Source organism: Rhodococcus parequi, from assembly GCF_046042785.1.
GTDB lineage: Bacteria > Actinomycetota > Actinomycetes > Mycobacteriales > Mycobacteriaceae > Prescottella > Prescottella parequi.
Window position 1 is genome coordinate 559,389 of sequence record NZ_JBDLNV010000003.1, and the last position, 25,614, is coordinate 585,002.

The following is a 25,614-nucleotide window of genomic DNA, read 5'->3' on the forward strand; positions in this document are numbered from 1 at the left end:
GCACTCTCATGACGATTCGAGTCGGGTACTTCCCGAACAACAACTCCCTGTTCGCGCTGCGCCACAACGGCCTGCTCGAACTCCGACTGCCCGACGTCGAGTGGGTGGACCTGCGCGACCTGCCGGCAACCCCGCGGGTCGATCCGCGGGACGGGTTACCGACGCTGCACTCGGACTGGCTCTTCGAGGCGGGCGGCTACGACGTGATCGGCACCGGCTTCACTCCACCCATCACCGGGCTCGGTCAGGGCCGGGACCTGGTGTACGTGGGCATCTCCGGGCCGCGGGTGGAGAACGGCCGACTGGTCGCGCTGTCGGAGTCGGGGATCCGGTCCGCCGCGGATCTGCGCGGCAAGAGGGTCGGTGTCGCGCACGGCTCGTGGCAAACCACGCTCGTGCTGCTTGCCCTGGACCGCGAGGGGCTGACCTGGTCGGACATCGTTCCGGTGGACGTCGACGTCGACCGCGGTGGCGCCGCGCTGCTCGCCGGGGAGATCGACGCCTGGGTGGGCGCCTACCCGGGCCTGGCCGAGGTGGAGGCGCGGGCGAAGGTACGCACCCTGGTCGACACCGACGGTCTCTTCAGCCACCCGTCGCTGTGGTTCGTGCGGCGCGAGTTCGCCGAGAATCACCGGCAGGAACTCGAGGCGGTCGTCGCGGCGCTGCAGGAATCGGACGCGTGGATCGTCGCGAACCCTCGCGAGGCGGCCCGCTTCTTCGTCGAGGATGCCGAAAGGCGCGGAGGCACCGCCGATCTCGATCGGTGGGAGGAGGCACTGCGCGGCCGCCCATTCGGGATCGGCGCTGTCACCGACGAATTCCTGGACGAGCAGCAGCGTGCGGCCGACCTGCTGCATGCCAACGGTCTGCTGCCGCGGCCGGTCACGGTGCGGGACGCAGTGTTGCCGTGGATCGGGGAGGTGGTCGAGGCGAGCCGCCCTGCGGCGGTCTGAGGGGAGGGGAATCCGGCGGCCGCTCCGCTGCGGTCCACCGCTACCCTGGTCTCCGAGCGTCTGCTGAGGTTGCGGCGCTGGTGAGCAGCAGGGATGGCGTCGATGGGCAGGCAGCGGGGCGGCCGCAGGAGCGAGGACCGCGATCCTCGTGGCGGCGGTGGCCCCGTCGCCGGTACCTACGAGATCGACACCGGAACGTGTGAGCTCGAAGAGGACCCGTTCGACCAGCAGAGCTGGATCGTCAAGATCAACGGTGAGCCCAGTTCGCACATCGACCTGGCGGATCCGCAGACTCTGGCTTTCGACTACATGCGATGGATCTCGGAACTGATTCGTTCCCAGTGGGATTCGGCGTCGAAGCTGCGCGTCCTCCATCTGGGTGGTGGTGCGTGCACGCTCGCGCGAGCTTTCGCATCCCTGTACCCCGAGGCGCGGCAGGTGGTCGTCGAGTTGGACGGGCGCCTCGCCGTGCTCGTGCGGGAGTGGTTCGACCTGCCCCGGGCGCCGCTGCTCCGGGTGCGAGTGGGGGAGGCCCGAGCGGTGACCGAGACGCTCTCCGAGGACAGTCGCGACGTGATCGTCCGGGACGTGTTCGCGGGCAGCAGCACCCCGCGTCCGCTGACCACGCTCGAATTCACCGAGCACGCGCGCCGGGTCCTGGCGCCCGGTGGAATCTATGTCGTCAACTGCGGCGACACCCCCGATCTGCGCGGAGCCCGTGCCGAGGCCGCGACGATCGGCGCGGTCTTCGAGCACACCGCGATCATCGCGGACCCGGCGATGCTCAAGGGTAAGCGAGACGGCAACATCGTGATCGCCGGTAGTGATGTCCCGATCGCGACGTCGTCGGCGCTCGCCAGCCGTGTTCTCGGCGGCGGTACCCAGGCGCACGTGTGGCAGGACGCGCAGGTGCGGAAGTTCGCCGAGGCGGCGAAGGTGCTGCGAGACGATGTGGCCCCGACGTCCGAGTGACAAGGATGCTTGACATTCGATGTCAAGCATCCTTTACTTCTTGTCGTGTCCGACAAGCCACGGGAGAACCGCGTTCGTGAGCACCGGAAGGCTGCCGGGATCACCCAGGCCGAGCTCGCGCGTGCCGGAGGGGTGAGTCGGCAGAGCATCGTCTCGGTGGAGGGCGGCGACTATGCCCCCAGCGTCTACCTGGCGTTGCGTCTCGCAGCTGCGCTGGGAACCACGGTCGAGGTGCTGTTCCCGCTGAACGAGGAGGGATGACCGTGAGTGTTTTCGTGAAAGCCATGCGTGTAACGGGTGGCCTCGACGACGAGTTCTATCGCGACGAACGTCAGCGTGATGTGTGGAACGAGGCGTCGGCTGTCGGGTACCAGCTGTTCCTGTGGGTGGGCCTGGTCGCCGCCGCGGTCCTGCCCTGGGCCGCCGGCACCACCGGTGCCTGGATCGGGCTCGGCCTGTTGCTCGAGTCCGTGGTGATAACCACGTGCACACTGGCGTTCGCCCGGCACCGGCGCGTGGATCCGCGCGAGACGGGAAAGCTGTTGACCCCGCGTGCTGTACTCGCGCTGGCGCTCTACCTGACCGGTGCGCTGGGCATCATCGGCAGGCTTCTGACGCCGTCCAGCGACGATCCCTCCGCGACCTGGGCGGGTGTCGCCGTCGGCATGGTGGTGGGTGGTACTGCGGCGGCGATCGGGCTGCGTGCGAAGCGGCGGCGCTGGCTACAAGCGGAGGCCGCGGACGATTAGCGCGACGTGTTTGCCGCCGTGGCCGGCGGCCGTGCCCGCGAGCCTCCACTCGCCTGTACCGACTCTTCTTCCACGCCATGACCCGGCGAATGAGAATCCGCGAGTCGGGCGGAGACGGGAGAGCTACGTTGCGACCAAGCGGACAAGACAGTCGCTCGCTTGAACAATCGACGATGGGAGCACGACCACATGGGCACTCTTGACGGCAAAGTAGCCTTGATTACCGGTGCGGGCCAGGGAATTGGGCAGGGCGTCGCCTTCGCGCTGGCGAGAGAGGGTGCGGATATCGCGGTCGTCGGGCGCACCGAGAGCAAGCTCGTGGACACGTGCGCGGAATTGAGTCGCTTGGGCGTGCGCGCCGAGCCGATCGTCTGCGATGTGAGCGACCACGACGCACTCGAACCACTGGTTGACAAGACGGTCGAATCGCTCGGTGGTGTCGACATTCTCGTGAACAATGCGGTCTCCAGTGAGTTGGGTGATCTGCTGGACATCGATCTCGACAAAGTCGAGCGCTCGTTCATGACCGGCCCACTCGCAGCCCTGCGCCTGATGCGGGCCTGCCATCCCCATATGAAGGCGCGCGGCGGTGGCTCGATCATCAACATGGTCACCTCGGCAGCGGTGCGCTGGGATCAGAGCGGCTACGGCGCGCATGCTGCGTCCAAGGAGGCGTTGCGGTCGTTCAGCCGGACTGCCGCGTCCGAATGGGGAGTAGACGGAATTCGCGTGAACGCGGTTGCGCCCCATGCCCTGTCACCCGCGTTGGCGCGGTGGACCGCAGAACGCCCGGAGGAAGCGAAGGCGTTCGTCAAGACAATTCCCCTCGGGCGCATCGGGGAATGCGAGGACGACATCGGTCGCGCCGTTGCCTTCCTCGTGGGTCCGGATGCCCGCTACCTCACCGGGGCGACCATTCCCCTCGACGGCGGGCAGGCTCGCTGGAACTGACCGACACAGCGGCCGGGCCCCATGGCCGGCTCGCCTCGATACGCCGGGCGGCTGCGCCTCTTTCAGGTGCCGGCGCGCGGGGAGACGGCCTGGTCTCGGTCGCCGCCGGCGTCGCGTGCTGCCCGGACGCCGACCCATGCCCCGCACAGTGTGAATCCGAGTAGGCAGGCGGCGCCGGCGAGCCCGAGCGCCGTGAGGATCGGTTCCGACATCGGAACCAGTGCGCCGAACCCGATCGCAATCGAGAGACCGCCACCGATGTCGGTCCACGTCCTGCTGGCCCGGTGTGCGGCGGACCACGTCTCGTCGCTGTGCATCGTCGTCGGAGTGCGAATGCCCGCCAAGGAGTTTCGGCCCAGGCGGCCGCTTGCTGCCGCCCGCGAGGTCCAGGCGATCGCGATCCCGGCGATCACGAACGTCAGACACAGGGTTATCCGCAAGCCGATCGAGTCCATGCCCCCACGCTAGGCCAGGGGGAGTCGAATCGGGCGATTCGGCTCAGGTCGGCGTCAGGCTCCCGCCGGCAGCTTCGTGAAGTCGGCGGGTCGGCCTTCCGCGAAGGCGGCCAGGGCTTCCCTGTTCGCCGGTCCGCCCAGCATGTCGCGGAAGCAAGCGTTCTCCCTCTCACGGGCGTCGGCGATAGCGGTCCGCAGCGGCTCGGTCATCGTCCGCTTGACCGCGACGAGGCTCGAGATCGGCTTCGAGGCAAGCTTTTCCGCATGCTCGCGGGCGACGGCCATCAGTTCGTCGGGCGCGCACACCCGCCACACGAGCCCCATCTCCTTCGCCTGCTCGGCGTCGATCCACTCCGAACTCATCAGGAGCCAGGTGGCGTTCTGCCGCCCGATCAATTGGGGCATCAGGAAGCTGGACGCGGCCTCGGGGGCGACGCCGAGATCGGTGAACGGGCACTTGAGGCGCGCGGTGCTGGACATGAAGGTGAGGTCGGCGAATCCGAGGATCGTCGCTCCGGCGCCGAGTCCGATGCCGTTGACGGCGCAGATCAGCGGCTTCGGGAAGCTCGCCAGCGCGTCGATCATGCCGTTGAACCCGTGCTTGCCGCGCTGGTAGTTCGGGTCGGTGGTGAGTGCCTGCATCTCGCGCAGGTCGGTGCCGGCGCTGAAGGCGCGTCCGTTGCCGGTGAGGAGCACTACCGCGACGTCCGGATCGTCGGCGGCTGCCAGCAATGCCTCGGTGGTGGCGTCGTACAGGGCCTCGCTGAAGGCGTTGAGTGCCTCGGGGCGGTCGAGTGTGAGGGTGCGGACGCGGGCACGGTCCTCGACAAGGATGCTCATGCCCGAAGACTAGAACCGATTCCAGTCTGTGGGGAGGTCCTTCGCGGGGTGTCGGCAGTTTGCCCAAAAACTGATATCACTTTAATATCTGTTTCGAACGAGCGCGGCGGATCGAGTCGCGCGGACGAGGAGGGCACGCGATGGCATCCGAAACCGAATCCCCCGGCCGGGGCGTGGTGGAAGCGACCGGGGTGGTGGAGCGTCTCGGTTGGTCTGCCAACGGATGGCCCGTCGCGGTCGGCGGGCTGCTCGCGGTCCTCGCCGGCGCCGGCGTGATCGCGGCGGGAATCCTGCTGTGGTCGGACGTGAACATCCCGCTGATCGTGGCCGGTGCACTGGTCGTCGTCGCGGCCCTGGTCTCCCTCGTCGGGCTCGTTCTCGTCGAACCCGGCCAGGCTCGGGTCCTGCAGTTGCTGCAGGGGTCGTATGCGGGAACGCTGCGCCAGGACGGGCTCCGCTGGATCAATCCGCTGAACACCCGGCGGGCCATTTCCACTCGAATCCGTAACCACGACACCGGCAAAGCCAAGGTGAACGACGCCGACGGCAATCCGATCGAGATCTCCGCCGTGATCGTCTGGCAGGTGCGCGACACCCCCCGCGCGACGTTCGACGTCGACGATTTCGAAGAGTTCGTGGCCGTCCAGACCGAGGCTGCGGTGCGGCACATTGCCGGCAGCTATCCCTACGACGGCGACGGTACGTCGATCTCGTTGCGGCAGAACGCCGACGAGATCACGTCCCGGCTGTCGGACGAGGTGGGGGAGCGGGTGCGCTCGGCCGGCGTCCAGGTGATCGAGTCGCGGATCAACCAGCTGGCCTACGCCCCGGAGATCGCGCAGGCGATGCTGCGTCGCCAGCAGGCCGGTGCCGTCATCGCGGCCCGTGAGCAGATCGTGCACGGCGCAGTCGGCATGGTGGCGTCCGCGCTCGACCGGCTCGAGCGTGAGCACACCGTCGAACTCGACGAGGAACGCAAAGCGGCGATGGTCTCCAACCTGCTGGTGGTCCTCTGCGGCGACCAGAGCGCCCAGCCGATCGTCAACACCGGCACGCTCTACCAGTAGGCTGCGTCGTCATGGTCGAACGCAAGAAGGTGCTGTTGCGCCTCGACCCCGCGGTGCACGACGCGCTGGCGCGCTGGGCCGCCGACGAGTTGCGAAGCACCAACGCACAGATCGAGTTCCTGCTGCGGCGCGCCCTCGACGACGCGGGGCGGACGCCGTCCGACGCCGAACGCATGCGGCGCCCGGGGCGTCCGCGCAAGGACGAGGAACAGCAGTAGCCGGCAACAACGATGGGGCCCGGCGGTGAAAACCGCCGGGCCCCAGTCGTATCCGCTCAGCTGCGAGCGAAGCGTGCGGGTTCGGTCCCCGGTACCTCCCCGACCTGACCGCGTGCGACGAGGTGCCGCAGGTGCGCCGCGGCCTCGGACAGGGCCATGCCCTTCGCCATGGGGTGGAACTTGTCCCACGGCCGGTACCACTTCATCCGCTCGGCCACCTGCCACACCGTGATCTCGTCGTCGGCGAACGCGCCGTACAGGTGCTCGAGGCGTTCCTCGTGGTGCTCGATCAGCTCGCCGGCGCGGCCCGCGACATCGACGATGGGAACACCGTGCGCGCCCAGCCCGCGGGTGACGTCCATCTTCTGCACCCGGCGCAGCGAATCCATGAACTCGGCGAGCGCGTCACGCTCCTCGAGCGGGTAGACGAAGTTCCCGACGTGCGGGGTGGTCTTCTGCAGCACGTGGTCGCCGGTGAACATCACGTCGGCGTCCTCGAGGTAGAAGCACACGTGACCGGGCGTGTGACCCGGCGTGTAGACCGCGCGCAGGCTCCGACCGGTCAGGGCGATCAGTTCGTCGTCGACGAGGATCCGGTCGGGCGCCGATTCCGGGCCGACCGGCGGGTCGCCCTGAGCCGCCTGCTGGAAGGCCTCCCGGTCGGCGACCGGGGCGCCGGCCCGCTCGAGGTTGGACAGCTGGAAGTCCATCCACTCCTGGCCCCGGCCCGACGACATCTTCTCGAACATGTCGTGGTCGGCTTCGTGCATCGCGATCCACGCGCCGGACGCTTCCCGGACCCGTCCGCACAGACCCGTGTGGTCGGGGTGGAAATGCGTGAGCACGACACCCTCGATCTCGGACACCGAGTGACCGACCGACTCGAGGCCCGCGGTCAGTCCGTCCCAGCCCTCGTCGCCGTCCCAGCCTGCGTCGACGAGGATCAATCCGCCGGGCGACTCCATCGCGTAGACGAGCGTGCTGCCCAGCGGATTGTGGGTCATGGGGACCGTAATTTGGAAGATGCCATCTCCGATGGCCGAAGCATCACTCATGCGCGCAACCTCGTTGACTAGTTGAAACCCGTTCTCACTATGTCCTCATAGTTACCCCGTGGTGCGAAGCCGCGGTGAGGCAGGTCCCACTCGACGGAAATCCGGGCTACGCGACCAGGTCGGCGTACTCGGGGTGCGACTGGACGTACTTCGCGACATACGAGCACGACGGCACGATCTTCAGTCCCTGCTCGCGGGTTTCGTCGAGGGCCGCCTTGACGACCTGGCCGGCGATGCCCTGACCGCGGAAGTCCGGCTCGGTGACGGTGTGCCCGAAGTCGCGGACCCCGTGTGCCTCGACGTAGTCGGCGTAGCCGGCGAGGGTGTCGTCGACGTAGATCTCGAAGCGGTTCTGGCCCGCGTTGTGCTCGATCCTGTTCGCCACGGCCGGGCTCCTTTCGTTTTGCGTACGATCGCACGTTACCTCGATACAAAGCTGGATCCCGTCCGGTCTATTCCCGCCGAACACCGCTTCGGGGCCGCACGTCGATGCGATACTGGTGGCTGCTGACAGCGCAGCATCGAGGCTCTTCCGTCATCAGGAATCGAGGTCGTGCGGTGGACGACAAGCAGTTGGACAACTCGGAGTTCGATGAACTCGGCCCCATCGACTACGCGGTCGTCGAGTTCCCTGCCGGGCAGGATCCCGACGGATCGGCACTGCCGATCCTGATCGATCTGGTCGAGCGCGGGATCATCCGAGTCCTGGACCTGGTGTTCGTCCGCAAGGGCGAGGACGGCTCGGTGGTCGGTCTCGCGATCGAGGACTTCGGATTCGGCGCCGAGGTCGACATCACGCTCTTCGCGGAGGCGTCGTCGGGTCTGCTCGACCGGTCCGATCTCGACGAGGCCGCGGTCGCGCTCGAGCCCGGCCGGTCCGGCGCGATCCTGGTCTACGAGAACAGTTGGGCCGCGCCGTTCGCGACGGCGCTGCGCCGGCAGGGGGCGCAACTCGTAGCGTCCGGGCGCGTCCCCGTGCAGGGAGTCCTGTCGGCGCTCGACGCGCTCGACGCCACCAGCTGACAATCGAGGAGCAATCATGCCGGGACTTCTCCGAGGCGTAGCCCGCACCGCCGTGGTCGCGGGCACCGCCACCGCAGTGTCCAACAGGGTGTCGCGCAGGCAGGGACAGCGCTGGGCCGCACAGCAGCCCGCGCCCCAGTACGAGTCCGCACCCCAGCAGTATCAGTCGGTGCCGCAGTACGAGGCTGCCCCTCCGCCGCCACCGGCCCAGGCGCCGGCGGGCGTCGACCGGATCAGCGCCCTCACCCAGCTCGGCGAGCTCAAGGCTCAGGGCGTGCTGACGGACGAGGAGTTCGCCGCGGAGAAGGCCCGGATTCTGGCGTCGTAACCGAACCCGAGGAGGAGTCGAAGATGGACAGCTTCTGGAGCGTCGTCGGAGTGATCTTCGCCTGCTTCCTCTTCGGCGCGTACCTCATCGTGCTGTTCGCGGTGTTCGCCGATCTGTTTCGTGATCACAAGATGTCGGGTGTCGCGAAGGCGCTGTGGATCCTCTTCCTGATCTTCCTGCCGTTCGCGTCGACGCTGGTGTACGTGATCTTCAAGGGCGACGACATGGCGCGCCGGGCGCACTCCGATTTCGAGCGGGTCGAACACGCCGAGCACGAGTACGTGGAGCGGATATCGCGGGGTTCACGCGCACACCAGATCCACGAGGCGAAACAGATGCTCGACGCCGGACTCATCGACGACGCCGAATTCCAGGAGCGGAAGCAACGGGCGCTGAGCTGAGCCGCCACGCCTGACGGGCATCACCCGTCGCGCCTGGAATAGTGCACTGGCATGGAATCGGTTGTGGCGCTGATGATGGACGACGCCGGTGAGGTACTGACACTCCAGCGGGCGGCCTACGTGGGGACCTACCGGACGTCCATGCCCGACGGGCGTGCGCTGGCGCATCCTGCGAAAGAGATGGCGGCCGCGACCTCGGAGTCGGTGAGCTGAACGATGCGTGCGCTGAAGGTCCTGGCGGACTGCTTCGGGCTCGTGCTCGGGCTTCTCGTCCTTGCGGTCGTCACTGTCGTCGACTGGATGTGGCTGTCCGGACCCGTCCGGACCAACTTCGCGTACGTCGGCGACGACACGTACAGCGGTGTCTCGGTAGCCATCCAGCCCGCGTCGTTGCTGCCGGCACTCGCCTTCCCCCTGGCGGGCGCGGTGCTCGGGTGGCTCGTGGCCGTCATCGCGATCCGGTCCGGGTGGAGACTCTCGCGCGGCGAGTGAGCCGGGCCTATCTCGAGGCCCGCCGGATCTGGCCCTTCCCGGCAGCGGTGTGCACGGCGGGTGTCGTGGGCGAATCCTCCGATGCCTCGCACGTCGGCGCCGGCAGGCCGGAACCGGCGTTCTTCTGATGGCGCTCGGACAGTGGGTGACCGTGGGCCTCGCCGTGTGGATCGTCGTGTGGGCGCTCGGGTTCGGCACCACCGGGTGGGAGCTTCTGGCACTGCCCTCGTCGCTGCTGGTGGGCCAGGTCGTCGTAGGGGCAGGGTGGCTCACCACCGTCGTCAGCGGACGGCGGCGGTTGCGTGCGCAGTTGCCAGCGGTCGACCGGTGACTCAGTTCGTGGAGGAGACGTGTTCCGCGTCCGGCGTGTGCTCGGCACCATCACTGTCGACGTCGGTGCGGGTGGGCCTGGCCAGGATCTCGAGCACCAGGAGGGCGAGCAGGGCGCCGACGACGATCCAGAACACGACGAGACCGGTCGGGTAGCGCCAGAAGACCAGGAGCAACGCGGCGATCCCGATGATCGTGCAGCGCAGCGGGACCCGTAGCTGGTGCGCCCACCGCTCGACGCCGTTGGGGGTGTGGCCGTGGACGGGGCGATTGACCACGGTGACGGCACGCCCGAACCCCCGCCGCACGGCCACGGCCGACGAGGAACCTCCGACGAGGTACGCGCCGATCGCAACCACCAGCGCCGCGACCGCGACGGCGCGCAGACTCGTGCGCAGCGGCACCAGCACGGTGTCGACCACCGCCGTCGCGGCATCGGGTGACAGGACACTGGTCGGAATGTCGTCGAGATAGAGCGCCCGGGCCACGAGAATCGCGACCGCGAGTACGAGCATCCCGAGCGCGACCGACAGTCCGGCGAGCGACACCGTGCGCAGTCGCCGCCCGCGCGGTGCGAGCGCCACCGCCCCGGCGATGCACGCGATGCCCAGCCACGGCAGGATCGCTGACGCCTTGTCGAGTGCGTTGACCGCGCGCTGCGCCTTCACCAGATTCGGGGACTGGAACAACACGAACTGCTTGTCGACCGCCGGGATGTTCTGGGCGACTGTGAAGCCACGATCGGTCAGCGCGGCCTTCACGTTGTCGATGACGGTCCCGAGCGAGATGCTCACGGTGCCACTCTGGTCGACCTCGACGGAGCTGATCCCGTAGTTGCCGGTCACCACCGACACCAGCGCGCTGTGGGCCCGGCGGTTCGCCTGGATCCAGAGGTCCTCGAACTGTTGGGACTGGACGAAGGTCGCCACCGTGTCCTCGACGAAGCCCTTCGCCTGACTCGCGAGAACGGGCGACAGGCCCACCACGAGTTGGCTCACGCGAGGCGCGTTCTCTGCGAGGTTGGCGCCCTGGGAGATCGCGGTCAGCGCCTCCGCGGTGAGCGATTCGATGTCGACCCGGGAGAAGATCTCGTCGGTGATCTGGTTCGTGACCTCCGCCTGAACCGCAGGATCCTCCCCGAGTGGAGCGACGGTGGTGATGTAGCGGTCGGTGTCGAGGATCTGGCTGCGCACGAAGCGGGACGACACCGAGACGATCGCCAGCACGGCGACGAGAACGAGCAGTACGGTCACCCCGATCCAGCGCAACGTGTGCCGTGGTGGGCGGGCGGGCGCCGCAGTGGCCGAACCCGATTCGGCGACCTGGCCGCGCAGCGTCGCAACCTCGGCACGAAGGCGCCGCAGTTCCGCCCGTTCGTCGTTGTCGAGCAGACCGTTACCGGTGTCGTTCGTCATGGCTGGGAGGTCTCCTCCGGGTTCCAGGTGGCCACCGCCCAGATCACCACCGCGTTCAGCGCGATGATCGAGATCGCCCACATCGGATAGTTCGGCAGCCACACGAAGTTGACGAGAATCGACACCCCGCAGATCACCATGGCCGCCATCCGCGCCCAGGGCCTTCCGGTGAACAGCGCCGCGCCGGCGGCGGCGACGACCAGCCCGAGCACCACGTGGACCCATCCCCATTCGGTCTCGCCGAGCTGGAATCGGTAGTCGGCGTCGAGATCGAGCACCTTGTCACCGGCGACGGCGGACAGGCCCTGAAAGGCTTCGAGCAGGCCGACGGTGACGAGCAGGACCGCGCCGCCGAGCGCGGTCCCCTTCGCCACGGCCTGCTCGACCACCGAGTCGCCCGCAAAAAGCCCGTCGGGCGTCCGGTGGTCGGGCGTGCGGTCGGACATGGCTGCCCCTTCCGTCGGCGCCGAATCATCCACGGAATCTGATTGTGCGCCGAACGGGCCCGTCCGGGACGGTGTTTGCCGAGGTTGCCGCGTCCGTCAGAGGTGGGCGGGACGCCGCCACCCGAGAGACGCCGCTATTCGGCACCCTTCGGTTCGTGGTCGGACGGGTCGCGGGAAGTCGGTGCGTCGCCGTCGAACCCGTCGTCCGGCGAATCGTCGACGATGCGGGCACCGCCGAACCGGGCGGCGAAGGCGGCGTCCACGGATGCCGCGAAACGGCTCAGCTGGTCGAGTGCGTCGGCGAGATGTCGCGGCACGAACGGGTTGGCGGAGACGTCGATCGACGCGTTCAACCGGTCCTCGTCGAGGGTGAAGCGGATGGCGGGCCAGCGCCGGGTGAGGTCGCAGATCAGTTCCGCGGCCCGCGTCCGGCCGGTGATCGAGTGCAGCAACGGCATCCACGCCCGCACGAGTGGCTGATCGGGATGCGCGATCACGAACACCGGCTGATCGTCGAGCGTGACGATGACGTCGCCGTCCTGGTCGAGTCGGGGCGTGAATCCGAGCGCCTGCTCGACGGCCCCGGCGATCAGATCGCGCAACTCTTGCGGATCGTCGGGCACGATCGCGTGGGTGTCGTCCACCTGTGGACGACCGGGTTCGTCGTCGGCGCCGACGTCCGGGATCCCCAGCAGATCTGCTCCGGCGAGCGTGCCGACGATCTCGGGGCGGAGGAAACTCGGATGCGGGACACTCCACACCTCGCGCAGTGTCGTCACCGTCATGGCGGCGCACTGGTCGGCCCATCGCTGTTCGCGGTCGATGAAGAAGGCCGACGACCCCTCGTCCGGATCCTCGTCGGGCCCGTGGGTGGGCGCCAACCAGCCGAGATTGCGCAGGATGTTCTCGGCTGCCGGTGCCAGCTGGTGCCGGGGCGCGAGGTAGGCGTTGGACGACACCTCACCGCGCAGCATGACGTCGTCCCAGACGAGGAACTGCACCCACGGGGCGAAGCCCTCGACCGTGGATTCCTCGGCCCACTCGAGGACGAGGACGTCGTCGTTGCGCATCGCGGCGAGGTGGTCGGCGAGCCGGCGCTGGAAACCGTTCCAGGACCGGTCGATTGCTGCGTCGAAGGTTTCGGAATCGAACATGAGCCCCCTGTCATTCCGGATGGCGCCGCACTGCGGAATCGGTCCTCCGCGTGATGTGGTGATCAACGTAGCGCGGACCTACGACAGGATCGTGGACGGCGACCCCGGCGTGTGGCCGCTCAGCCCGCGAGCAGCGCCGTCGCGCCGGCGGGGAGTTCGGTGCCGGTGCGGCGGAAGATCTCGGCGGGCCGTCCGGCGCCGCCACTGCTGCTCCGTCCGGTGGTCTCGAGGGCCTCGACGACGAGCCGCCGGAACGTGTCCTTCGGGAGCGGCCGCCCGTAGACCGCCTCGTAGAGCCGGCGGAGTTCGAGCACCGTGAACTCCTCCGGCAACAGCTCCGACGGATCGACGTGGCGGGCGTAGCGGGCGCGTAGGTCGTCGACCGCATGGGAGACCATCTCGGCGTGGTCGAACGCGAGCAACTCGCCGGGGCTGCGGTCGTCGATCCGCACCAGTCGCACGTCGTGGGGGAGTCGGCCGGCCGGCAGCGCCGCCCCGTGGGCCATCGACAGCACCCAGCCGCGATCGTCGCGATCGGGTGCGTCGAACATCGCGAGCTGGTGGAAATCGGTGCCGGTGAGCCCGGCCTTCGTGCTCAGGGCCCGGTCGGCGGCGTCGGACAGGCGTTCGCCCGGATGCAGGAAGGTCCCCGGGAGCGCGAGCCCGCGCGGGCCGTCGACCACCACCACGAGGAGTCCACGGTCGTCGACGGTGAGGACCGCGACGTCCACGGCGACCGACGGGCGGGGGTAGTCGGTGAGGCTCTTGTCGTTCACGTTTGCAGATTAGCGCACCCATGATCTAATCTTTAGCGCAACATTGATCTAAAGGGGGTTCCGCATGGAGCTGAACGAAACTCGCGCCGATCGCGTCGGGGGTGTACTGCTGGCCACCGCGGCGGGGGACGCACTGGGCGCAGGATACGAATTCACCACGCCGCGTCCGGACACCGTGATCGACATGATCGGTGGCGGAATCGGGGCGTTCGCGCCGGGAGAGTGGACCGACGACACGTCGATGGCGCTCGCGATCGCCGAGGCGGCCGCCACCGGCGTCGACATCGCCACCGATGCCGGGCTGGATGCGATCGCCGCCCAGTTCGTGCGCTGGTACGACTCCGACCCCGCGGACATCGGGAACCAGACGCGCGCGGTGCTGTCCACGCGCCCCGTCGACGCTGCCGCGATGCGGGAGCGCGCATGGGCGGTGCCGGGGCGCAAGGGTGGCAACGGCTCGCTCATGCGGACCGCACCGGTGGCGCTCGCGTTCCTCGACGACGAGGCTCGCTGTGTGCGGGCCGCGCGGGCGATCGGCCTGCTCACCCATCACGACGAGCGGGCCGTCGAGGCGTGCGAGATGTGGACGTGTGCGATCCGGCACGCCGTGCTGCACGGAACGTTCGACGGCGTGCGCGGCTACCTCGCGGTGGCCGAGCCCGGCACCCGCGCGTACTGGTCGCCGCTGCTCGACACCGCCGAGACCGGCACGCCCGCGGACTTCCCGAACAACGGCTGGGTCGTCGACGCCCTGCTCACGGCGTGGTGGGCGATCACCGGAACGCCGGAGGGGCCCGGACAGCTGCCCGCGGCGCTCGAGCGCGCCGTTCGCGCCGGCCACGACACCGACACCACCGCGGCCATCGCGGGCGGACTGCTCGGGGCCCGGTGGGGCGCGTCGGCGGTGCCGGAACGCTGGCGCGCGATGCTGCACGGCTGGCCCGGCTACCGCGGAGACGACCTCGTCCGGATCGGCCTCGAGATCGCGTCGCGAGCCACCGCGACCACCACTGTGAACGGAGAACAGAAATGACCGTCATCGACGTCGCCGAGGGCGACATCACCACGTTCCGGGTCGACGCGATCGTCAACGCCGCCAACTCGACACTGCTCGGCGGCGGCGGGGTGGACGGCGCCATCCACCGCCGCGGCGGACCGGCGATCCTCGCCGAGTGCCGCGAGCTCCGGTCGACGACGCTGCCCGACGGGCTCGCCGAGGGTGCGGCGGTCGCCACGACCGCCGGAAACCTCGCCGCGTCGTGGGTGATCCACACGGTCGGCCCGCGGTTCTCCCGCCACGAGGACCGGTCCGCCGTGCTGCGCTCCTGCTACACCCGCAGCCTCGCGGTGGCGGACGGGCTCGGCGCGCGGACCGTGGCGTTCCCGCTGATCTCGGCGGGCGCGTTCGGATGGCCCACGGAAGACGCTGTGAAGCAGGCGGTCTCGGCGATCCGGGCGTCGCGCACCACCGTCGACGTGGTGACCCTGGTTGCGTTCGAGTCGCACGTCGCGAATCTGATGCGGCGCGCCGTGGGGTGACTCAGGCGTCGTGGCGCAGGCCCTCGTAGTAGCCGCGGATGTGGGCGACGATCCGCTGCTGCGCGAGGTCGGCGTCGCCGTTCGTGACCGCTTCGACCAGGCCGCGGTGCTCGTGCCGCAGCCGGGTGCACGTGGTGGGCCAGGCGATCCGGTCCACGCCGCCCACCACGTACGACTCGATCGACGCGCGCAGTCCGGCCATCATCGCGGCGATCACCTGGTTGCCGGCGGCGTCGGCCATCGCAACGTGGAACTGGGCGTCGAGCACGAGGAACTCGTCGGACGTCAGCGACGGTTCGTCCATCGAATCGAGCAGTTCGACGGCGGTGCCCAGATCGACCGTCGGCTGGACGGCGAGCGTTCGCATCACCTCGGACTCGAGCACGAGACGGGTCTGCACGACGTCGGACACCGGGAAGCCGTGTGCCGCGACCTGCATGCGCATCAGCATCGTCATACCGCCGGTGGGGCGGGAGACGATCATGGCGCCCGCGTTGGGGCCGGATCCGGTCTGCGCCTTGAGGAGGCCGAGCGCCTCCATGACGCGCAGCGCCTCCCGGACGGACGACCGCCCGACGCCGAGATCGGCGGCGAGGGTGCGTTCGCCCGGGAGGCGCTGTCCCGGTGCGAGCTCGCCCGACACCATCATCTCCTCGACCCTGCTGAGCACGTGCTCCCACGCGCGCGGGTGCGCCGTGACCAGCAGGTCGGGGTGAGTGGGTTCGGACGACATGACACGTCAGCCTAGGCGGTGTCGATCGTCGGCGGTCACGGCAGCATCCAGCTGAGGACCGGCGTGGACTGCAGGTAGACCAGCGTGCACAGGATCACCAGCATGCCGAGGCTGTAGCCGATGACCTTGCGCAGCAGGATCGGTTCGCTGCCGGCCTGGCCCACGGCCGTCGCCGCGATGGTGAGGTTCTGCGGGCTCACCAGCTTGCCGACGACGCCGCCGGAGGTGTTGGCGGCCACCAGCAGCGTCGGGTCGATGCCGGCGGTCTGTCCGGCGGTCTGCTGCAGCTTGGCGAACAGCGCGTTGGCGGAGGTGTCGGAGCCGGTGACCGCGGTCCCGATCCAGCCCAGGATGGGCGAGAAGAACGCGAAGGCGGCGCCGGTGGCGGCGAGCCAGGTGCCGATCGCGACGGTCTGGCCGGACTGGTTCATCACGTAACTCAGGCCGAGGACGGTCGCGACGGTCGCGATCGCGATCCGCATCTTCACCAGCGTGACGCCGAAGGTCGCCGCCGACAGGCGCGGAGTGAGCGGGAAGCGACCGCCGTCGGTCCACAGCGCGTACACGATCGTGACGATGACGCCGCAGATCAACAGCAACGTGCCGGGGTTCGACAGCCACGAGAAGGTGTAGATCGCGCTCGACGCGGGATCGCCGCTGCCGGTCAGCAGGTTGCCGAACAGGCCCGGCCACTCCACCTTCCGGTCGGTGCCCGACAGCCACTTCGGGATGTCGACGCCCACGGTCCACAGCTTGGCGATGCCGAAGACGACGACCACCAGCAGATACGGGAACAGCGCCATGAACACGCGAGACGGGCTCAGCGCTTCGGCCTCGACCTTCGACCGCTGATCGTCGGGAGTCTTCGGTCCCCAGAAGCGGAGCATGATCACCGCGGCGGCCAGGCCGGCGAGGGAGGCGACCACGTCGGTCAGCTCGTAGGAGAAGTGCGCCGAGCACCAGAACTGCGCGACTGCGAACACCGCGCCGGTGACGAGCGCAATCGGCCACACCTGCTTCATGCCGCGCCGGCCGTCGACGAGGAACAGCAGGAGCAGCGGGACGAACAGCGCCAGGACCGGGGTCTGACGCCCGACCACGGCGGCGATCTCGGTCGCCGGGATGTCGGTGAGGTTGCCGGCGGTGGTGATCGGAATGGCCATGGCGCCGAACGCAACCGGTGCGGTGTTGGCGACCAGGACGGTGACCGCGGCGCGGATGGGCGGCATACCGAGGGCGATCAGCATCGCGCCGGTGATCGCGACGGGTGCGCCGAAACCGGCGAGGGCCTCGAGCATGCCGCCGAAGCAGAAGGCGATCAGCATGGCCTGCACGCGCATGTCGCCGCGGCCGATCGAGTTGAACACCCGGCGCAGGTCCTCGAAGCGTCCGCTCACGACGGTCAGTTCGTAGAACCAGATAGCGGTCACCACGATCCACATCACCGGGAACAGGCCGAACGCGATGCCCTGCAGCGCGGACAGTCCGGTGAGCGAGGCCGGCATGTCGAAGCCGACGATCGCGACCAGGGCCGCGGCGGCGAGCGCGCCCAGCCCGGCGTACCAGGCCTTGAGCTTGAAGCCGGCCAGCAGCACGAAGAACGTGGCCAGCGGGACGAGGCCGACCAGCGCCGAGGCGGTGAGGCTGCCGCCGACGGCGTCGGTCGCGGGGGTGAAGGTCACCGCGAGGGTCTCGGTTTCCACATGAAACTCCTGGATTGCGCCGCGGGTAGACGGCGTTCGGGGGCAGGCCGGATATGACCGCTGTGTGGTCAGACCACAGGACCGTACACCATGACCCCGATCACATTCGAGCGCTGCACGAAACTTGCGGCAGAAACGTGTCTGTTGTTGCGTCGAGGCTGTGACCATGCGTTACTGTGGTCAGACCACACCGACGATCGCCTGGAGAATCGCATGCGAATCGCGCTGTTCGCGACGTGCATGGGGGACACGATGTTCCCGAATGCCGTCAAGTCCACCGCACTGCTGTTGACCCGGTTGGGACACGAGGTCGTGTTCCCGCCCGGGCAGACGTGCTGCGGCCAGATGCACGTCAATACCGGCTACCAGCCCGACGCGCTCCCGCTCGTCGCGAACTACGCCGACAACTTCGGCGACGCCTCGATCGACGCGGTCGTCGCGCCGTCGGGGTCCTGCGTCGGGTCGGTGCGGCACCAGCATGAGATCGTCGCGTCCCGCTACGGCAGCACCGCCCTGTGCGGGCAGGTCGAGACCGTGAAGGCGAAGACGTACGAGCTGTCGGAACTGCTCGTCGACGTCCTCGGTGTCACCGACGTCGGCGCGTACTACCCGCACCGCGTCACCTACCACCCCACGTGCCACTCGCTGCGGATGCTCGGTGTGGGCGACAAGCCCCTGCAATTGCTGCGCGCGGTCCGCGAGATCGACCTCGTCGAGCTGCCCGAGGCCGACGCGTGCTGCGGCTTCGGTGGCACGTTCGCGATCAAGAACGCCGAGACGTCGACGGCGATGCTGGCCGACAAGATCCGCAACATCGGCGACACCGGCGCTGAATACTGTTGCGCCAGCGACTCGTCGTGTCTGATGCACATCGGCGGCGGGATGTCGCGGCTGCAGATGGGCACCCGCACGGTGCATCTCGCCGAGATCCTGGCCTCGGTCGAGTCGAGCGTGGAGGTGACCGCATGAGCGACGTCGCACTCGGCCTGCCGGCCTTCCCGCCGCGCGCCCCCAAGGGTGTGGGCTTCCTGCGCGGCACCGAGAAGTTCCCGGCCGCGGCGCACCACGAACTCGCGAACACGCAGCTGCGCAGCAACATCGGCAAGGCCACCCACACGATCCGGGCCAAGCGACTCGCCGTCACCGGCGAGTTGCCGGACTGGGAGGACCTGCGCGACGCCGGAGCGGCGATCAAGACCGACGTGATGAACCGGCTGCCGGAGCTGCTCGAACAGCTCGAGGCCGCCGTCGTCGCGCGCGGCGGCGTCGTGCACTGGGCGGCCGATGCCAACGAGGCCAACGAGATCGTCACCCGGCTCGTCCGCGAGACCGGCTCCGACGAGGTCATCAAGGTCAAGTCGATGGCCACGCAGGAGATCGAACTCAACGAGCACCTCGAGGCCAACGGCATCCACGCCTACGAGACGGATCTCGCGGAGCTCATCGTGCAGCTCGGCCACGACAAGCCGTCGCACATCCTGGTGCCCGCGATCCACCGCAACCGCTCGGAGATCCGGGAGATCTTCCTGATGGAGATGGACGGCGTCGACCCCGCGCTCGACGACAACCCCAAGCATCTCGCGGCCGCGGCCCGGAAGTTCCTGCGGCACAAGTTCATGACGGTGCCGGTCGCGATCTCCGGCGCGAACTTCGGCATCGCCGAGACCGGCACGCTCGGCGTCGTCGAGTCCGAGGGCAACGGCCGCATGTGCCTGACGCTGCCGCAGACGCTGATCACCGTGATGGGCATCGAGAAGGTGATCCCCACCTACCGGGATCTCGAGGTGTTCCTACAACTGCTGCCGCGCTCGTCCACCGGTGAGCGGATGAATCCCTACACGTCGATGTGGACCGGCGTCACGCCCGACGACGGCCCGCAGAATTTCCACCTGGTGCTGCTCGACAACGGCCGCACCGCCGCCCTCGCCGACAGTGTCGGGCGCGAGGCGCTCAACTGCATCCGCTGCTCGGCCTGCCTCAACGTGTGTCCGGTGTACGAGCGCACCGGTGGCCACGCCTACGGGTCGACGTATCCGGGCCCGATCGGTGCGGTCCTGACCCCGCAGCTGGCGGGCATGGACGGCAAGGACGACCCCAACTCGACGCTGCCGTTCGCCTCCAGCCTGTGCGGTGCGTGCTTCGAGGCGTGCCCGGTGAAGATCGACATTCCGTCGCTGCTGGTCGAGCTGCGCCACCAGAAGGTGGAGAAGTCCGGCTTCGGCGCCGAGGCCGCCGCGATGAAGGCGGCGTCGATCGCGATGTCGTCGGCGAAGCGGTTCACGCTGGCGCAGAAGGCTGCCGGGCTCGGACGTGTCGTGGCCGGCAAGAAGGGCAAGATCTCGACACTGCCGCCGCCGCTGAGCGGGTGGACCGACGCCCGGGACATCCCGGCGCCGCCGAAGCAGACGTTCCGGCAGTGGTGGGATTCGGCCGAGGGCCGCGCGGCCATCGCCGACGCACGGAAGGACGGTCAGCGATGAGCTCGCGTGACGTGATCATGGGACGCGTCCGCGACGCGCTGACGCTGGCGCCCCCGAAGACCGTCGAGGTTCCGCGCGCGTACCGGACGGGTCGCACGATGCCCGACGCCGATCGCGTGGAGCTGCTGGTCGATCGGCTGGTGGACTACAAGGCCGTGGTGCACCGTAGCTCGGCTGCGGAGCTGCCCGACGTGCTCGCCCGGGTGCTCGGCGAGGTCGGCGCGCGCCGCGTCGGTGTGCCTGCCGGACTGGACGATTCGTGGCTGTCCCGGTTCGACGGCGAGGTCGTGGTGGACTCGCCGACCGTGCCGGCGCCCCAGCTGGGTGACCTGGACGGTGTCGTCACCGCGTCCGCGGTGTCGTGCGCCGAGACCGGCACGATTTTCCTCGACGGCAGCCCCGACCAGGGCCGTCGCGCCCTGACTCTCGTTCCCGACCTGCACGTGTGCGTGGTGCCCGTCGACAGCATCGAGGTGGGGGTGCCCGAGGCGATGGCACGGTTGGTGCCCGAGCGGCCCACCACGATGATCAGTGGGCCGTCGGCGACGTCGGACATCGAACTCGAACGCGTCGAGGGCGTGCACGGTCCGCGGAATCTGCATGTGGTGATCGTGGGCTGACCCGCGCCTCTGCGGCCGTTCGTTCGAGGCCCTGATACCGTCCCTCTCCAGGGGAAGAAACTCTGGGGGGATGTTTCGATGAAGGTGGATCCGGCGACGCTGAGGAAGTTCGCGGAGATCTCGGCGTCGACGAGTGATGCGCTGGCCGCGGCCGATGTGAGTTCACCTTTCGTGGATTCGCAAGATGCGGTGGAGGGGACCGATTTTTCGAAGCTCGGCCCGGACGGGTACGCGGCGGTAGCGGAGGTTCTGAAGAACATCTGTCTGCGGCTTACCGCAATGTCGCAGATCGCACGGGGATCGGCCGAGAACTACGACGTCAGCGATACCGACTTCGGAAGCCAGCTCGACTCGATGGACGCCCCGTCATGAGTCCGACGGTGTCTCAGGTACTTTCCTGGAACCCGGATGCATTGGCACTCACCGCTGATGGCGTGGACCGTCTCATCGCTGAGCTGGACGACAGGATGGGCGATCTTGCTGCCGGCCAGAACACGCTCGTCGAGTCCTGGGACGGCATTGCCGCCGATTCGGCGACTGCCCGAGTCGAACGAGAACGTTCGACCGGGGGACGTGTGGCCGCCGCGTTGGGTGAGGTAGCGCAGGCGTATCGCGAGGGTGCAGCCTCCATCGCGTCGGTTCGTGAACATCTGACCTCACTGGTGCGCAGCGTCCGAACTCGGGGATTCAAGGTCGCCGACGACGGAACAGTGGATGCCAGCGGGCTCGTCGGCTGGCTCGTTCTTGCACCTCCTGCGGCACGCGACGTTGCGCGCGTGGAGCTCGAGCGAGAGGCAGCGGGGCTGACCATCGCAGTTGTCGATGCGCTGAGACAAGCGGATTCTGCGGCAACGCAGGTGATCGGTCGCGTGCGTGATTCGTTGTCGGCGGTGACTTCCGCAGGGCAGGCGGCGGTACCTGGCCGAATCGAAGACTCTGGTAGCGGTGAGTTCAGTTGGAAGCCGGACGTGCCGGCCACCGTGGCCGCGTCGACAGTGGGTCTGATGGTGGACGCGACGCGGGGAGGACTCGTCAGTGCAGCGGCAGCCTCGGGTGATGATGTGGCGCGGCTGATAGGTCGGGGGATGGGCCCGTTCGGTGTGGTCCTGGGTGCTGTTCCTGCCATTGCGAACGACATCGACGGCGGCATGGATACGACGAAGGCAGTCACAACGGAGGTTGCAGGCGCGGGCTTCGGACTTCTCGCCGGCGGTTGGTTGGGATCTATCGCGGGTGGTGCAGTGGCTGGTTCCGCCGCGGGTTCGGCAGTTCCGGGACTCGGCACGGCTGTCGGGCTGGTGGTGGGTGCGCTCGCAGGTGGTGTGGCCGCCTACGGCGGATCGAAGGGCTTACAGCGGGTATGGGGTTGACGGACGGGATGAAGGCGATGGGGATAGCGAATCGGGTGCCGGCGTGGCCTCAGCGGCTGCGGTGGTTTCCGCTGGCGGGCGCTGTCGTGACCGGGGGTATGACGCTCGTCATGCCAGTGGCGGTTCTCAAAAGCCTGGTTGTCAACGAACCCGCGGCGTTCTTCGTCGGCGTTGCCATGACTCTGCTGGCCGCTTTTGCGACGGTGGGGCTGGTGGGTATTGCCGGAGTACGTCATCTGCGGCTGTCGAAGAGGATCGTCGTCAGCCAGGACGACCTCGGAGCCGGGATCGCCATTCCGAGTCGGCGCCACCTTGCTCCGCTCCTGGTGGGCCTCGGGTCGACGTCAGTGGTCGGTCTCGTTGTCGCAGCAGGCTGGTTCCTCGGTGTCGATGCGGGGCCGCTCGCCGCTGACGACCGCGGACAAGCCCATCTGCTCACCGTGGGAGGCATTGCGGCGTCGGCATTGTTCGCGGCATTCCTCGGGTTCCATTCAGTGAAAGAGGTGCGGTTGTACCCGGGCGGTGTCCGACGGATGGTCACGCTCCGCCGGCTGTGGTCGACGCGGACGGTCGATACCTTCGTCCCGTGGGACGACATCGTTGAGCTCGAGGCCGACGAACAGGTGGTGCGCGGAGTCTTCGAGGTTCGAAATCCCATCATCTGGTTGATCAGTGGGCCAGCGCTTCCGAAATCGAGTCGGCTGCGCTTCGACGAGCCCAACCGGGTGAGAATCGACGCTCATTTGCTCGTAGCGGAACCGAACACTTTGCTGACAGTGATGTTGGCACTGCGGGAATCGGCGCCGCTGCGACGCTCGCTCGCTGATTCTGGTGCTAGCGCGCTCCTGACCCCACCACCACTCCGAGCGCGCCTGTGGGCCCAGACGTCGGCGTCAGTCACCCGGGAATCTTCGGCGCCGCGATGACTTGCGGCGTCAACGACAGTTCGACCGGACGTGGGTCGCTGCAGGATTTCCTGGACGAGAACTGTCTGCGGTGTTCCCCGTGCCGCACCGAGGATCCGAGCGTTCCGGTGGTGACGGTGCCACTCCTGCCCGGATGGACGCGGCTCGCGCCCGAGTTCTTTCCCGGGGCGTGGTTGGTGCTGACGGCGCCGGGTGCCGGGTCCGAGACCTTCACCCCCAACGCGGTCGTACTGCATGGAGAGCTTTCCAACCGTGCGGTGGTCGACGACCTCCTCGAAGCCGCCCGAAAATCGTCCACCCTGTTGCCGGAGTGGCGTGAGGAAGAAGTGTCGTTCGCGGACTTTCAGGGCCGTCGTTCGCTGTTCGTGAGCGGGTCATTTGCCGTCGGCGACAGTATTTTCGCCGCGACAAGTCGATTTGTTGTCGTGGACCGTTGTGGACGCCATTATCTGACGCAGTTGACCGTGACCACGTTTGCGGACACGTCGGAAGCGTTGGCGACCGACGTCATGGTGCTCAATTCCGCTCTCGACATCCAGGTGTGACACGCGCCAATCGGCGACGTCCCCGGATCATCGGGATCAAGCTAGTGGGCGCGTTCAACACCGTGCTCGCGGCCCTGCCGCCGCTACTCGAACGTGGCCGGGTCGATCTGTGCCACCCAGCGGGCCCTCGCCGCTCGACGACGACCTCCGCTGGCGGGCCCACCGCCGCGGCGGTGACCGTGGAACTTAGCGAGGTTCTCCACTGACGATCCACACGTGACCGAACGGATCCTTCACTCGGCCTTGGCGTTTGCCGTAGGGGCGATTCTCGACCGGGATCACCGACTCGGCGCCGCGGCTGACCATGCGGTCCGCCGTCGCGTCCGGGTCGGGGACGGTGATCATCAGCAGGACGGGTGATCCGCCGGTCGCGGCGGGATCGTTCCATCCCCATTCCGGGACGCTCTGGGCGAGGGCGAATGCGGCCGAGTCGACCTCGAGTTCGGCATGGTTGACAATGCCGTCGTCGTCGGCCACCCGCATGACGAGTTCGGCGCCGAGCGCCTCGCGGTAGAACGTGATCGCCGCATCGGCGTCGGATACCAGCAGTTTGGGGAGCAGTTGACTGTTCATGTGCTCCATCGTCACGGCTGAGGGCGGCGCCAGCCTTGTAAATTTCGGCCCTCTTCGTCGAGCCAGGCGGTCGGGGTGGTGTCCATGAGGTCGCGGAAGTCGCGGACCAGGTGACTCTGGTCGTGATAGCCGGAGGCGGCGGCCACGTCGGCCCAGGACGCGGCGCCCGCGCCGGCCCGGTTCACGGCCGCTCCCAGGCGTGCAACCCGGGACGCGAACTTGGGGGTGACGCCCAGCGCCTGCGCCATGACGTCCCGCAGTCGTCGGGGGCTCAGGTGCGCGGCGCGCGCCAGCTCGTCGGCCGACATCGTTCCGTCTTGGGCGTCGATCAGGGCGAGGGTTCGGAAGGCGTCCTCGCTGCCCTGGCTGCAGCCCGCCGACAGCCGCTCGAGGAGGCGCCCGCGCAGCACCGCTTCGCGCTGATGGGCCGGGCGGCCGGCCAACTCCTGGCGCAGCGACTCCAGCCACGGCAGCACCGCATCGGCGCTGACACCGCCCGCATCCAGCTCACTCAGCGGCATCCCGGCGAGCCGTTGCAGGGCGGGTGCCGTCAACTCGACGTAGACCGTCGGCTGCTGCGGTCGGAGCACGGTGGCCGAGGTCGGGACTCCGGGTCGCATCAGCCCCGTCAGCACGGCGTGGTCATGCGTGGTGTGGCCGTCGTAGCGGACCTCGATGGGGGCGCCCAGGCTGACGACGAGGCGGGTGGTCAGGGTCGGGACGGCGCGGTGCACCCGCTCCGGGCCGTCGTGGGTGCTGACGGACACCACACCGATGCCCGCGGCACGACAGGCCTGACGGAGATCCACTCATGCATTGTCACACTTGCCGAGGGCTCGGCCCCAGAGTTCGAGGCCGCCGCGTCGGGCTTACCGCTGGAGGTCCCGCGCCGCCGCCGCGAAGGCGGGGTGCGGGTCGGTGACGATCACGGCGGAGCCGTCGGGTGTCGCGGTGGCGTGCAGCAGCTTCTGCGGCCTGACGGCATGAAGCAACAGCACTGCGACTGGCTGCGCGATCAAGCCGGATACGAAGGCAGTGGTCGCGACGACCCCGCGCAGATCCGCGACCGCGAGGGCCATCGCGACAACGACGAGCACGATCCCGACAGTGGAGACGACTGCCGCCCCGCGCAGGTGTCGGCGTCGTTTCCTCTCGCAGGACTCGCACACCGGCCACTCGGCTCGAACCGCGGGTGCATCGACTAGTCGAGAGAGCGACGTCGCGAGGATCTCCAAGAACCCGCCGAGCAGGTAGCGGCGGAGGTCAATCTCTTCCTTCGGACTGGTCCTCACCAGTACCGCCACACTGTGTCCGGCAGGAGAACCGTGAACCGCACATACGGCGGGCAGCGGTGCGGCGAGCGTGTGCCGCGGTTCGGTGTCCGATTCACGGGTGGCCAGCGTGATGGCTGTCCGGTCGGTCGGTATGGAGTCCGCCCCCGCGGATAATTCTGACAACTCGCCCCCCTGGCTACTACTGTCGCGGGGCAGCCTAGCAACA

At 68.5% G+C, this 25,614-nt stretch carries 35 protein-coding genes; 22 read left to right on the forward strand and 13 right to left on the reverse strand.

All coding sequences use genetic code 11. The features are described from left to right. Nucleotides 1-8: 8 nt before the first annotated feature. The 5 genes from ABEU20_RS10795 to ABEU20_RS10815 all read left to right on the forward strand — a co-directional run bounded on the left by ABEU20_RS10795 (nt 9) and on the right by ABEU20_RS10815 (nt 3,625). A complete protein-coding gene (locus tag ABEU20_RS10795) occupies nt 9-953 on the forward strand; it encodes an ABC transporter substrate-binding protein (RefSeq protein ID WP_420164403.1) in 945 nt (314 codons plus the stop codon). 102 nt (nt 954-1,055) lie between these two features. Then, a complete protein-coding gene (locus tag ABEU20_RS10800; RefSeq protein ID WP_420164404.1) occupies nt 1,056-1,925 on the forward strand; it encodes a spermidine synthase in 870 nt (289 codons plus the stop codon). Between the two features lie 45 nt (nt 1,926-1,970). Then, the gene (locus ABEU20_RS10805) at nt 1,971-2,186 is read left to right on the forward strand and encodes a helix-turn-helix transcriptional regulator (RefSeq protein ID WP_420164405.1); all 216 of its coding nucleotides are present in this window, start codon (nt 1,971-1,973) and stop codon (nt 2,184-2,186) included. A gap of 2 nt (nt 2,187-2,188) precedes the next feature. Next, nucleotides 2,189-2,674 (forward strand): DUF2029 domain-containing protein, encoded by a 486-nt coding sequence (locus ABEU20_RS10810; RefSeq protein ID WP_420164406.1) that lies wholly within the window; start codon nt 2,189-2,191, stop codon nt 2,672-2,674. Between the two features lie 189 nt (nt 2,675-2,863). After that, nucleotides 2,864-3,625 (forward strand): SDR family NAD(P)-dependent oxidoreductase, encoded by a 762-nt coding sequence (locus tag ABEU20_RS10815; RefSeq protein ID WP_420164407.1) that lies wholly within the window; start codon nt 2,864-2,866, stop codon nt 3,623-3,625. 62 nt (nt 3,626-3,687) lie between these two features. On the opposite strand, the gene ABEU20_RS10820 is transcribed toward ABEU20_RS10815, so the two are convergent. Together ABEU20_RS10820 and ABEU20_RS10825 are read right to left on the reverse strand one after the other, a co-directional pair. Then, nucleotides 3,688-4,080, reverse strand: a complete 393-nt coding sequence (locus ABEU20_RS10820) for an SdpI family protein (protein WP_420164408.1) — start codon at nt 4,078-4,080, stop codon at nt 3,688-3,690. A 54-nt stretch (nt 4,081-4,134) separates the two neighbouring features. Beyond that, the gene (locus ABEU20_RS10825; RefSeq protein ID WP_420164409.1) at nt 4,135-4,920 is read right to left on the reverse strand and encodes an enoyl-CoA hydratase/isomerase family protein; all 786 of its coding nucleotides are present in this window, start codon (nt 4,918-4,920) and stop codon (nt 4,135-4,137) included. A 140-nt stretch (nt 4,921-5,060) separates the two neighbouring features. On the opposite strand from ABEU20_RS10825, the gene ABEU20_RS10830 reads away from it, so the two are divergent. Both ABEU20_RS10830 and ABEU20_RS10835 read left to right on the forward strand, forming a co-directional pair. After that, nucleotides 5,061-5,987: an SPFH domain-containing protein gene (locus ABEU20_RS10830; RefSeq protein ID WP_420164410.1), complete on the forward strand. Its 927-nt coding sequence runs from the start codon at nt 5,061-5,063 to the stop codon at nt 5,985-5,987. 11 nt (nt 5,988-5,998) lie between these two features. Continuing rightward, nucleotides 5,999-6,205: a hypothetical protein gene (locus tag ABEU20_RS10835; RefSeq protein WP_420164411.1), complete on the forward strand. Its 207-nt coding sequence runs from the start codon at nt 5,999-6,001 to the stop codon at nt 6,203-6,205. A 56-nt stretch (nt 6,206-6,261) separates the two neighbouring features. On the opposite strand, the gene ABEU20_RS10840 is transcribed toward ABEU20_RS10835, so the two are convergent. Next, on the reverse strand, nt 6,262-7,260 hold the full coding sequence (locus tag ABEU20_RS10840; RefSeq protein WP_420164412.1) for an MBL fold metallo-hydrolase: 999 nt from the start codon (nt 7,258-7,260) through the stop codon (nt 6,262-6,264). A gap of 106 nt (nt 7,261-7,366) precedes the next feature. After that, on the reverse strand, nt 7,367-7,645 hold the full coding sequence (locus tag ABEU20_RS10845; protein WP_420164413.1) for a GNAT family N-acetyltransferase: 279 nt from the start codon (nt 7,643-7,645) through the stop codon (nt 7,367-7,369). 173 nt (nt 7,646-7,818) lie between these two features. On the opposite strand from ABEU20_RS10845, the gene ABEU20_RS10850 reads away from it, so the two are divergent. The 6 genes from ABEU20_RS10850 (at nt 7,819) to ABEU20_RS10875 (ending at nt 9,835) form a co-directional block, all read left to right on the forward strand. Beyond that, on the forward strand, nt 7,819-8,283 hold the full coding sequence (locus ABEU20_RS10850) for a DUF6325 family protein (protein WP_420164414.1): 465 nt from the start codon (nt 7,819-7,821) through the stop codon (nt 8,281-8,283). 16 nt (nt 8,284-8,299) lie between these two features. Further along, the gene (locus tag ABEU20_RS10855) at nt 8,300-8,611 is read left to right on the forward strand and encodes an SHOCT domain-containing protein (RefSeq protein ID WP_420164415.1); all 312 of its coding nucleotides are present in this window, start codon (nt 8,300-8,302) and stop codon (nt 8,609-8,611) included. Nucleotides 8,612-8,634: 23 nt separating this feature from the next. Then, a complete protein-coding gene (locus tag ABEU20_RS10860; RefSeq protein WP_420164416.1) occupies nt 8,635-9,012 on the forward strand; it encodes an SHOCT domain-containing protein in 378 nt (125 codons plus the stop codon). Between the two features lie 51 nt (nt 9,013-9,063). Further along, complete coding sequence (locus ABEU20_RS10865; RefSeq protein WP_420164417.1) at nt 9,064-9,225, forward strand: hypothetical protein; 162 nt, start codon at nt 9,064-9,066, stop codon at nt 9,223-9,225. Nucleotides 9,226-9,228: 3 nt separating this feature from the next. After that, nucleotides 9,229-9,504, forward strand: coding sequence for a hypothetical protein (locus tag ABEU20_RS10870; RefSeq protein ID WP_420164418.1), 276 nt, complete (start codon nt 9,229-9,231; stop codon nt 9,502-9,504). A 127-nt stretch (nt 9,505-9,631) separates the two neighbouring features. Further along, nucleotides 9,632-9,835, forward strand: a complete 204-nt coding sequence (locus tag ABEU20_RS10875; RefSeq protein ID WP_420164419.1) for a hypothetical protein — start codon at nt 9,632-9,634, stop codon at nt 9,833-9,835. 1 nt (nt 9,836) lies between these two features. Here ABEU20_RS10875 and ABEU20_RS10880 read toward each other — a convergent pair whose 3' ends face one another. From ABEU20_RS10880 to ABEU20_RS10895, 4 genes are all read right to left on the reverse strand, one after another. After that, nucleotides 9,837-11,249, reverse strand: coding sequence for a hypothetical protein (locus ABEU20_RS10880; RefSeq protein WP_420164420.1), 1,413 nt, complete (start codon nt 11,247-11,249; stop codon nt 9,837-9,839). After that, nucleotides 11,246-11,695 carry a DUF7144 family membrane protein gene (locus ABEU20_RS10885; protein WP_420164421.1) on the reverse strand — a complete coding sequence of 150 codons (450 nt, stop codon included), beginning with the start codon at nt 11,693-11,695 and terminating at the stop codon, nt 11,246-11,248. Before ABEU20_RS10885 ends, ABEU20_RS10880 begins: the two co-directional genes overlap by 4 nt. 134 nt (nt 11,696-11,829) lie before the next feature. Further along, on the reverse strand, nt 11,830-12,849 hold the full coding sequence (locus ABEU20_RS10890; protein WP_420164422.1) for a T3SS (YopN, CesT) and YbjN peptide-binding chaperone 1: 1,020 nt from the start codon (nt 12,847-12,849) through the stop codon (nt 11,830-11,832). A 119-nt stretch (nt 12,850-12,968) separates the two neighbouring features. Then, the gene (locus tag ABEU20_RS10895; protein WP_420164423.1) at nt 12,969-13,625 is read right to left on the reverse strand and encodes an NUDIX hydrolase; all 657 of its coding nucleotides are present in this window, start codon (nt 13,623-13,625) and stop codon (nt 12,969-12,971) included. 64 nt (nt 13,626-13,689) lie between these two features. Here ABEU20_RS10895 and ABEU20_RS10900 point away from each other — a divergent pair, with 64 nt between their 5' ends. Both ABEU20_RS10900 and ABEU20_RS10905 read left to right on the forward strand, forming a co-directional pair. Further along, nucleotides 13,690-14,658, forward strand: coding sequence for an ADP-ribosylglycohydrolase family protein (locus tag ABEU20_RS10900; RefSeq protein ID WP_420164424.1), 969 nt, complete (start codon nt 13,690-13,692; stop codon nt 14,656-14,658). After that, the gene (locus tag ABEU20_RS10905; RefSeq protein WP_420164425.1) at nt 14,655-15,164 is read left to right on the forward strand and encodes an O-acetyl-ADP-ribose deacetylase; all 510 of its coding nucleotides are present in this window, start codon (nt 14,655-14,657) and stop codon (nt 15,162-15,164) included. The genes ABEU20_RS10900 and ABEU20_RS10905 overlap by 4 nt, the downstream gene beginning before the upstream one ends. Nucleotide 15,165: 1 nt before the next feature. Here ABEU20_RS10905 and ABEU20_RS10910 read toward each other — a convergent pair whose 3' ends face one another. Together ABEU20_RS10910 and ABEU20_RS10915 are read right to left on the reverse strand one after the other, a co-directional pair. Then, nucleotides 15,166-15,897 carry a FadR/GntR family transcriptional regulator gene (locus ABEU20_RS10910; RefSeq protein ID WP_420164426.1) on the reverse strand — a complete coding sequence of 244 codons (732 nt, stop codon included), beginning with the start codon at nt 15,895-15,897 and terminating at the stop codon, nt 15,166-15,168. Between the two features lie 35 nt (nt 15,898-15,932). Next, nucleotides 15,933-17,600: an L-lactate permease gene (locus ABEU20_RS10915; RefSeq protein WP_420164427.1), complete on the reverse strand. Its 1,668-nt coding sequence runs from the start codon at nt 17,598-17,600 to the stop codon at nt 15,933-15,935. Between the two features lie 213 nt (nt 17,601-17,813). Between ABEU20_RS10915 and ABEU20_RS10920 the strand changes: the two genes are divergently transcribed. From ABEU20_RS10920 to ABEU20_RS10950, 7 genes are all read left to right on the forward strand, one after another. Next, a complete protein-coding gene (locus ABEU20_RS10920) occupies nt 17,814-18,569 on the forward strand; it encodes a (Fe-S)-binding protein (RefSeq protein ID WP_420164428.1) in 756 nt (251 codons plus the stop codon). Next, complete coding sequence (locus ABEU20_RS10925) at nt 18,566-20,080, forward strand: LutB/LldF family L-lactate oxidation iron-sulfur protein (RefSeq protein ID WP_420164429.1); 1,515 nt, start codon at nt 18,566-18,568, stop codon at nt 20,078-20,080. Before ABEU20_RS10920 ends, ABEU20_RS10925 begins: the two co-directional genes overlap by 4 nt. Further along, complete coding sequence (locus tag ABEU20_RS10930; RefSeq protein WP_420164430.1) at nt 20,077-20,700, forward strand: LutC/YkgG family protein; 624 nt, start codon at nt 20,077-20,079, stop codon at nt 20,698-20,700. The genes ABEU20_RS10925 and ABEU20_RS10930 overlap by 4 nt, the downstream gene beginning before the upstream one ends. A 78-nt stretch (nt 20,701-20,778) precedes the next feature. Further along, nucleotides 20,779-21,072 carry a hypothetical protein gene (locus ABEU20_RS10935; RefSeq protein ID WP_139810588.1) on the forward strand — a complete coding sequence of 98 codons (294 nt, stop codon included), beginning with the start codon at nt 20,779-20,781 and terminating at the stop codon, nt 21,070-21,072. After that, nucleotides 21,069-22,070, forward strand: a complete 1,002-nt coding sequence (locus ABEU20_RS10940) for a WXG100 family type VII secretion target (protein ID WP_420164431.1) — start codon at nt 21,069-21,071, stop codon at nt 22,068-22,070. The genes ABEU20_RS10935 and ABEU20_RS10940 overlap by 4 nt, the downstream gene beginning before the upstream one ends. Before the next feature lie 98 nt (nt 22,071-22,168). Next, a complete protein-coding gene (locus tag ABEU20_RS10945; protein ID WP_420164432.1) occupies nt 22,169-22,996 on the forward strand; it encodes a hypothetical protein in 828 nt (275 codons plus the stop codon). Further along, the gene (locus ABEU20_RS10950; RefSeq protein ID WP_420164433.1) at nt 22,993-23,541 is read left to right on the forward strand and encodes an LpqN/LpqT family lipoprotein; all 549 of its coding nucleotides are present in this window, start codon (nt 22,993-22,995) and stop codon (nt 23,539-23,541) included. Before ABEU20_RS10945 ends, ABEU20_RS10950 begins: the two co-directional genes overlap by 4 nt. A gap of 186 nt (nt 23,542-23,727) precedes the next feature. Here ABEU20_RS10950 and ABEU20_RS10955 read toward each other — a convergent pair whose 3' ends face one another. The 3 genes from ABEU20_RS10955 to ABEU20_RS10965 are packed head-to-tail and all read right to left on the reverse strand — an operon-like array spanning nt 23,728 to nt 25,211. After that, the gene (locus ABEU20_RS10955) at nt 23,728-24,114 is read right to left on the reverse strand and encodes a VOC family protein (protein WP_420164434.1); all 387 of its coding nucleotides are present in this window, start codon (nt 24,112-24,114) and stop codon (nt 23,728-23,730) included. An 11-nt stretch (nt 24,115-24,125) separates the two neighbouring features. Continuing rightward, nucleotides 24,126-24,923, reverse strand: coding sequence for a helix-turn-helix domain-containing protein (locus ABEU20_RS10960; protein ID WP_420164435.1), 798 nt, complete (start codon nt 24,921-24,923; stop codon nt 24,126-24,128). 60 nt (nt 24,924-24,983) lie between these two features. After that, on the reverse strand, nt 24,984-25,211 hold the full coding sequence (locus ABEU20_RS10965) for a hypothetical protein (protein WP_420164436.1): 228 nt from the start codon (nt 25,209-25,211) through the stop codon (nt 24,984-24,986). Nucleotides 25,212-25,614 lie beyond the last annotated feature (403 nt).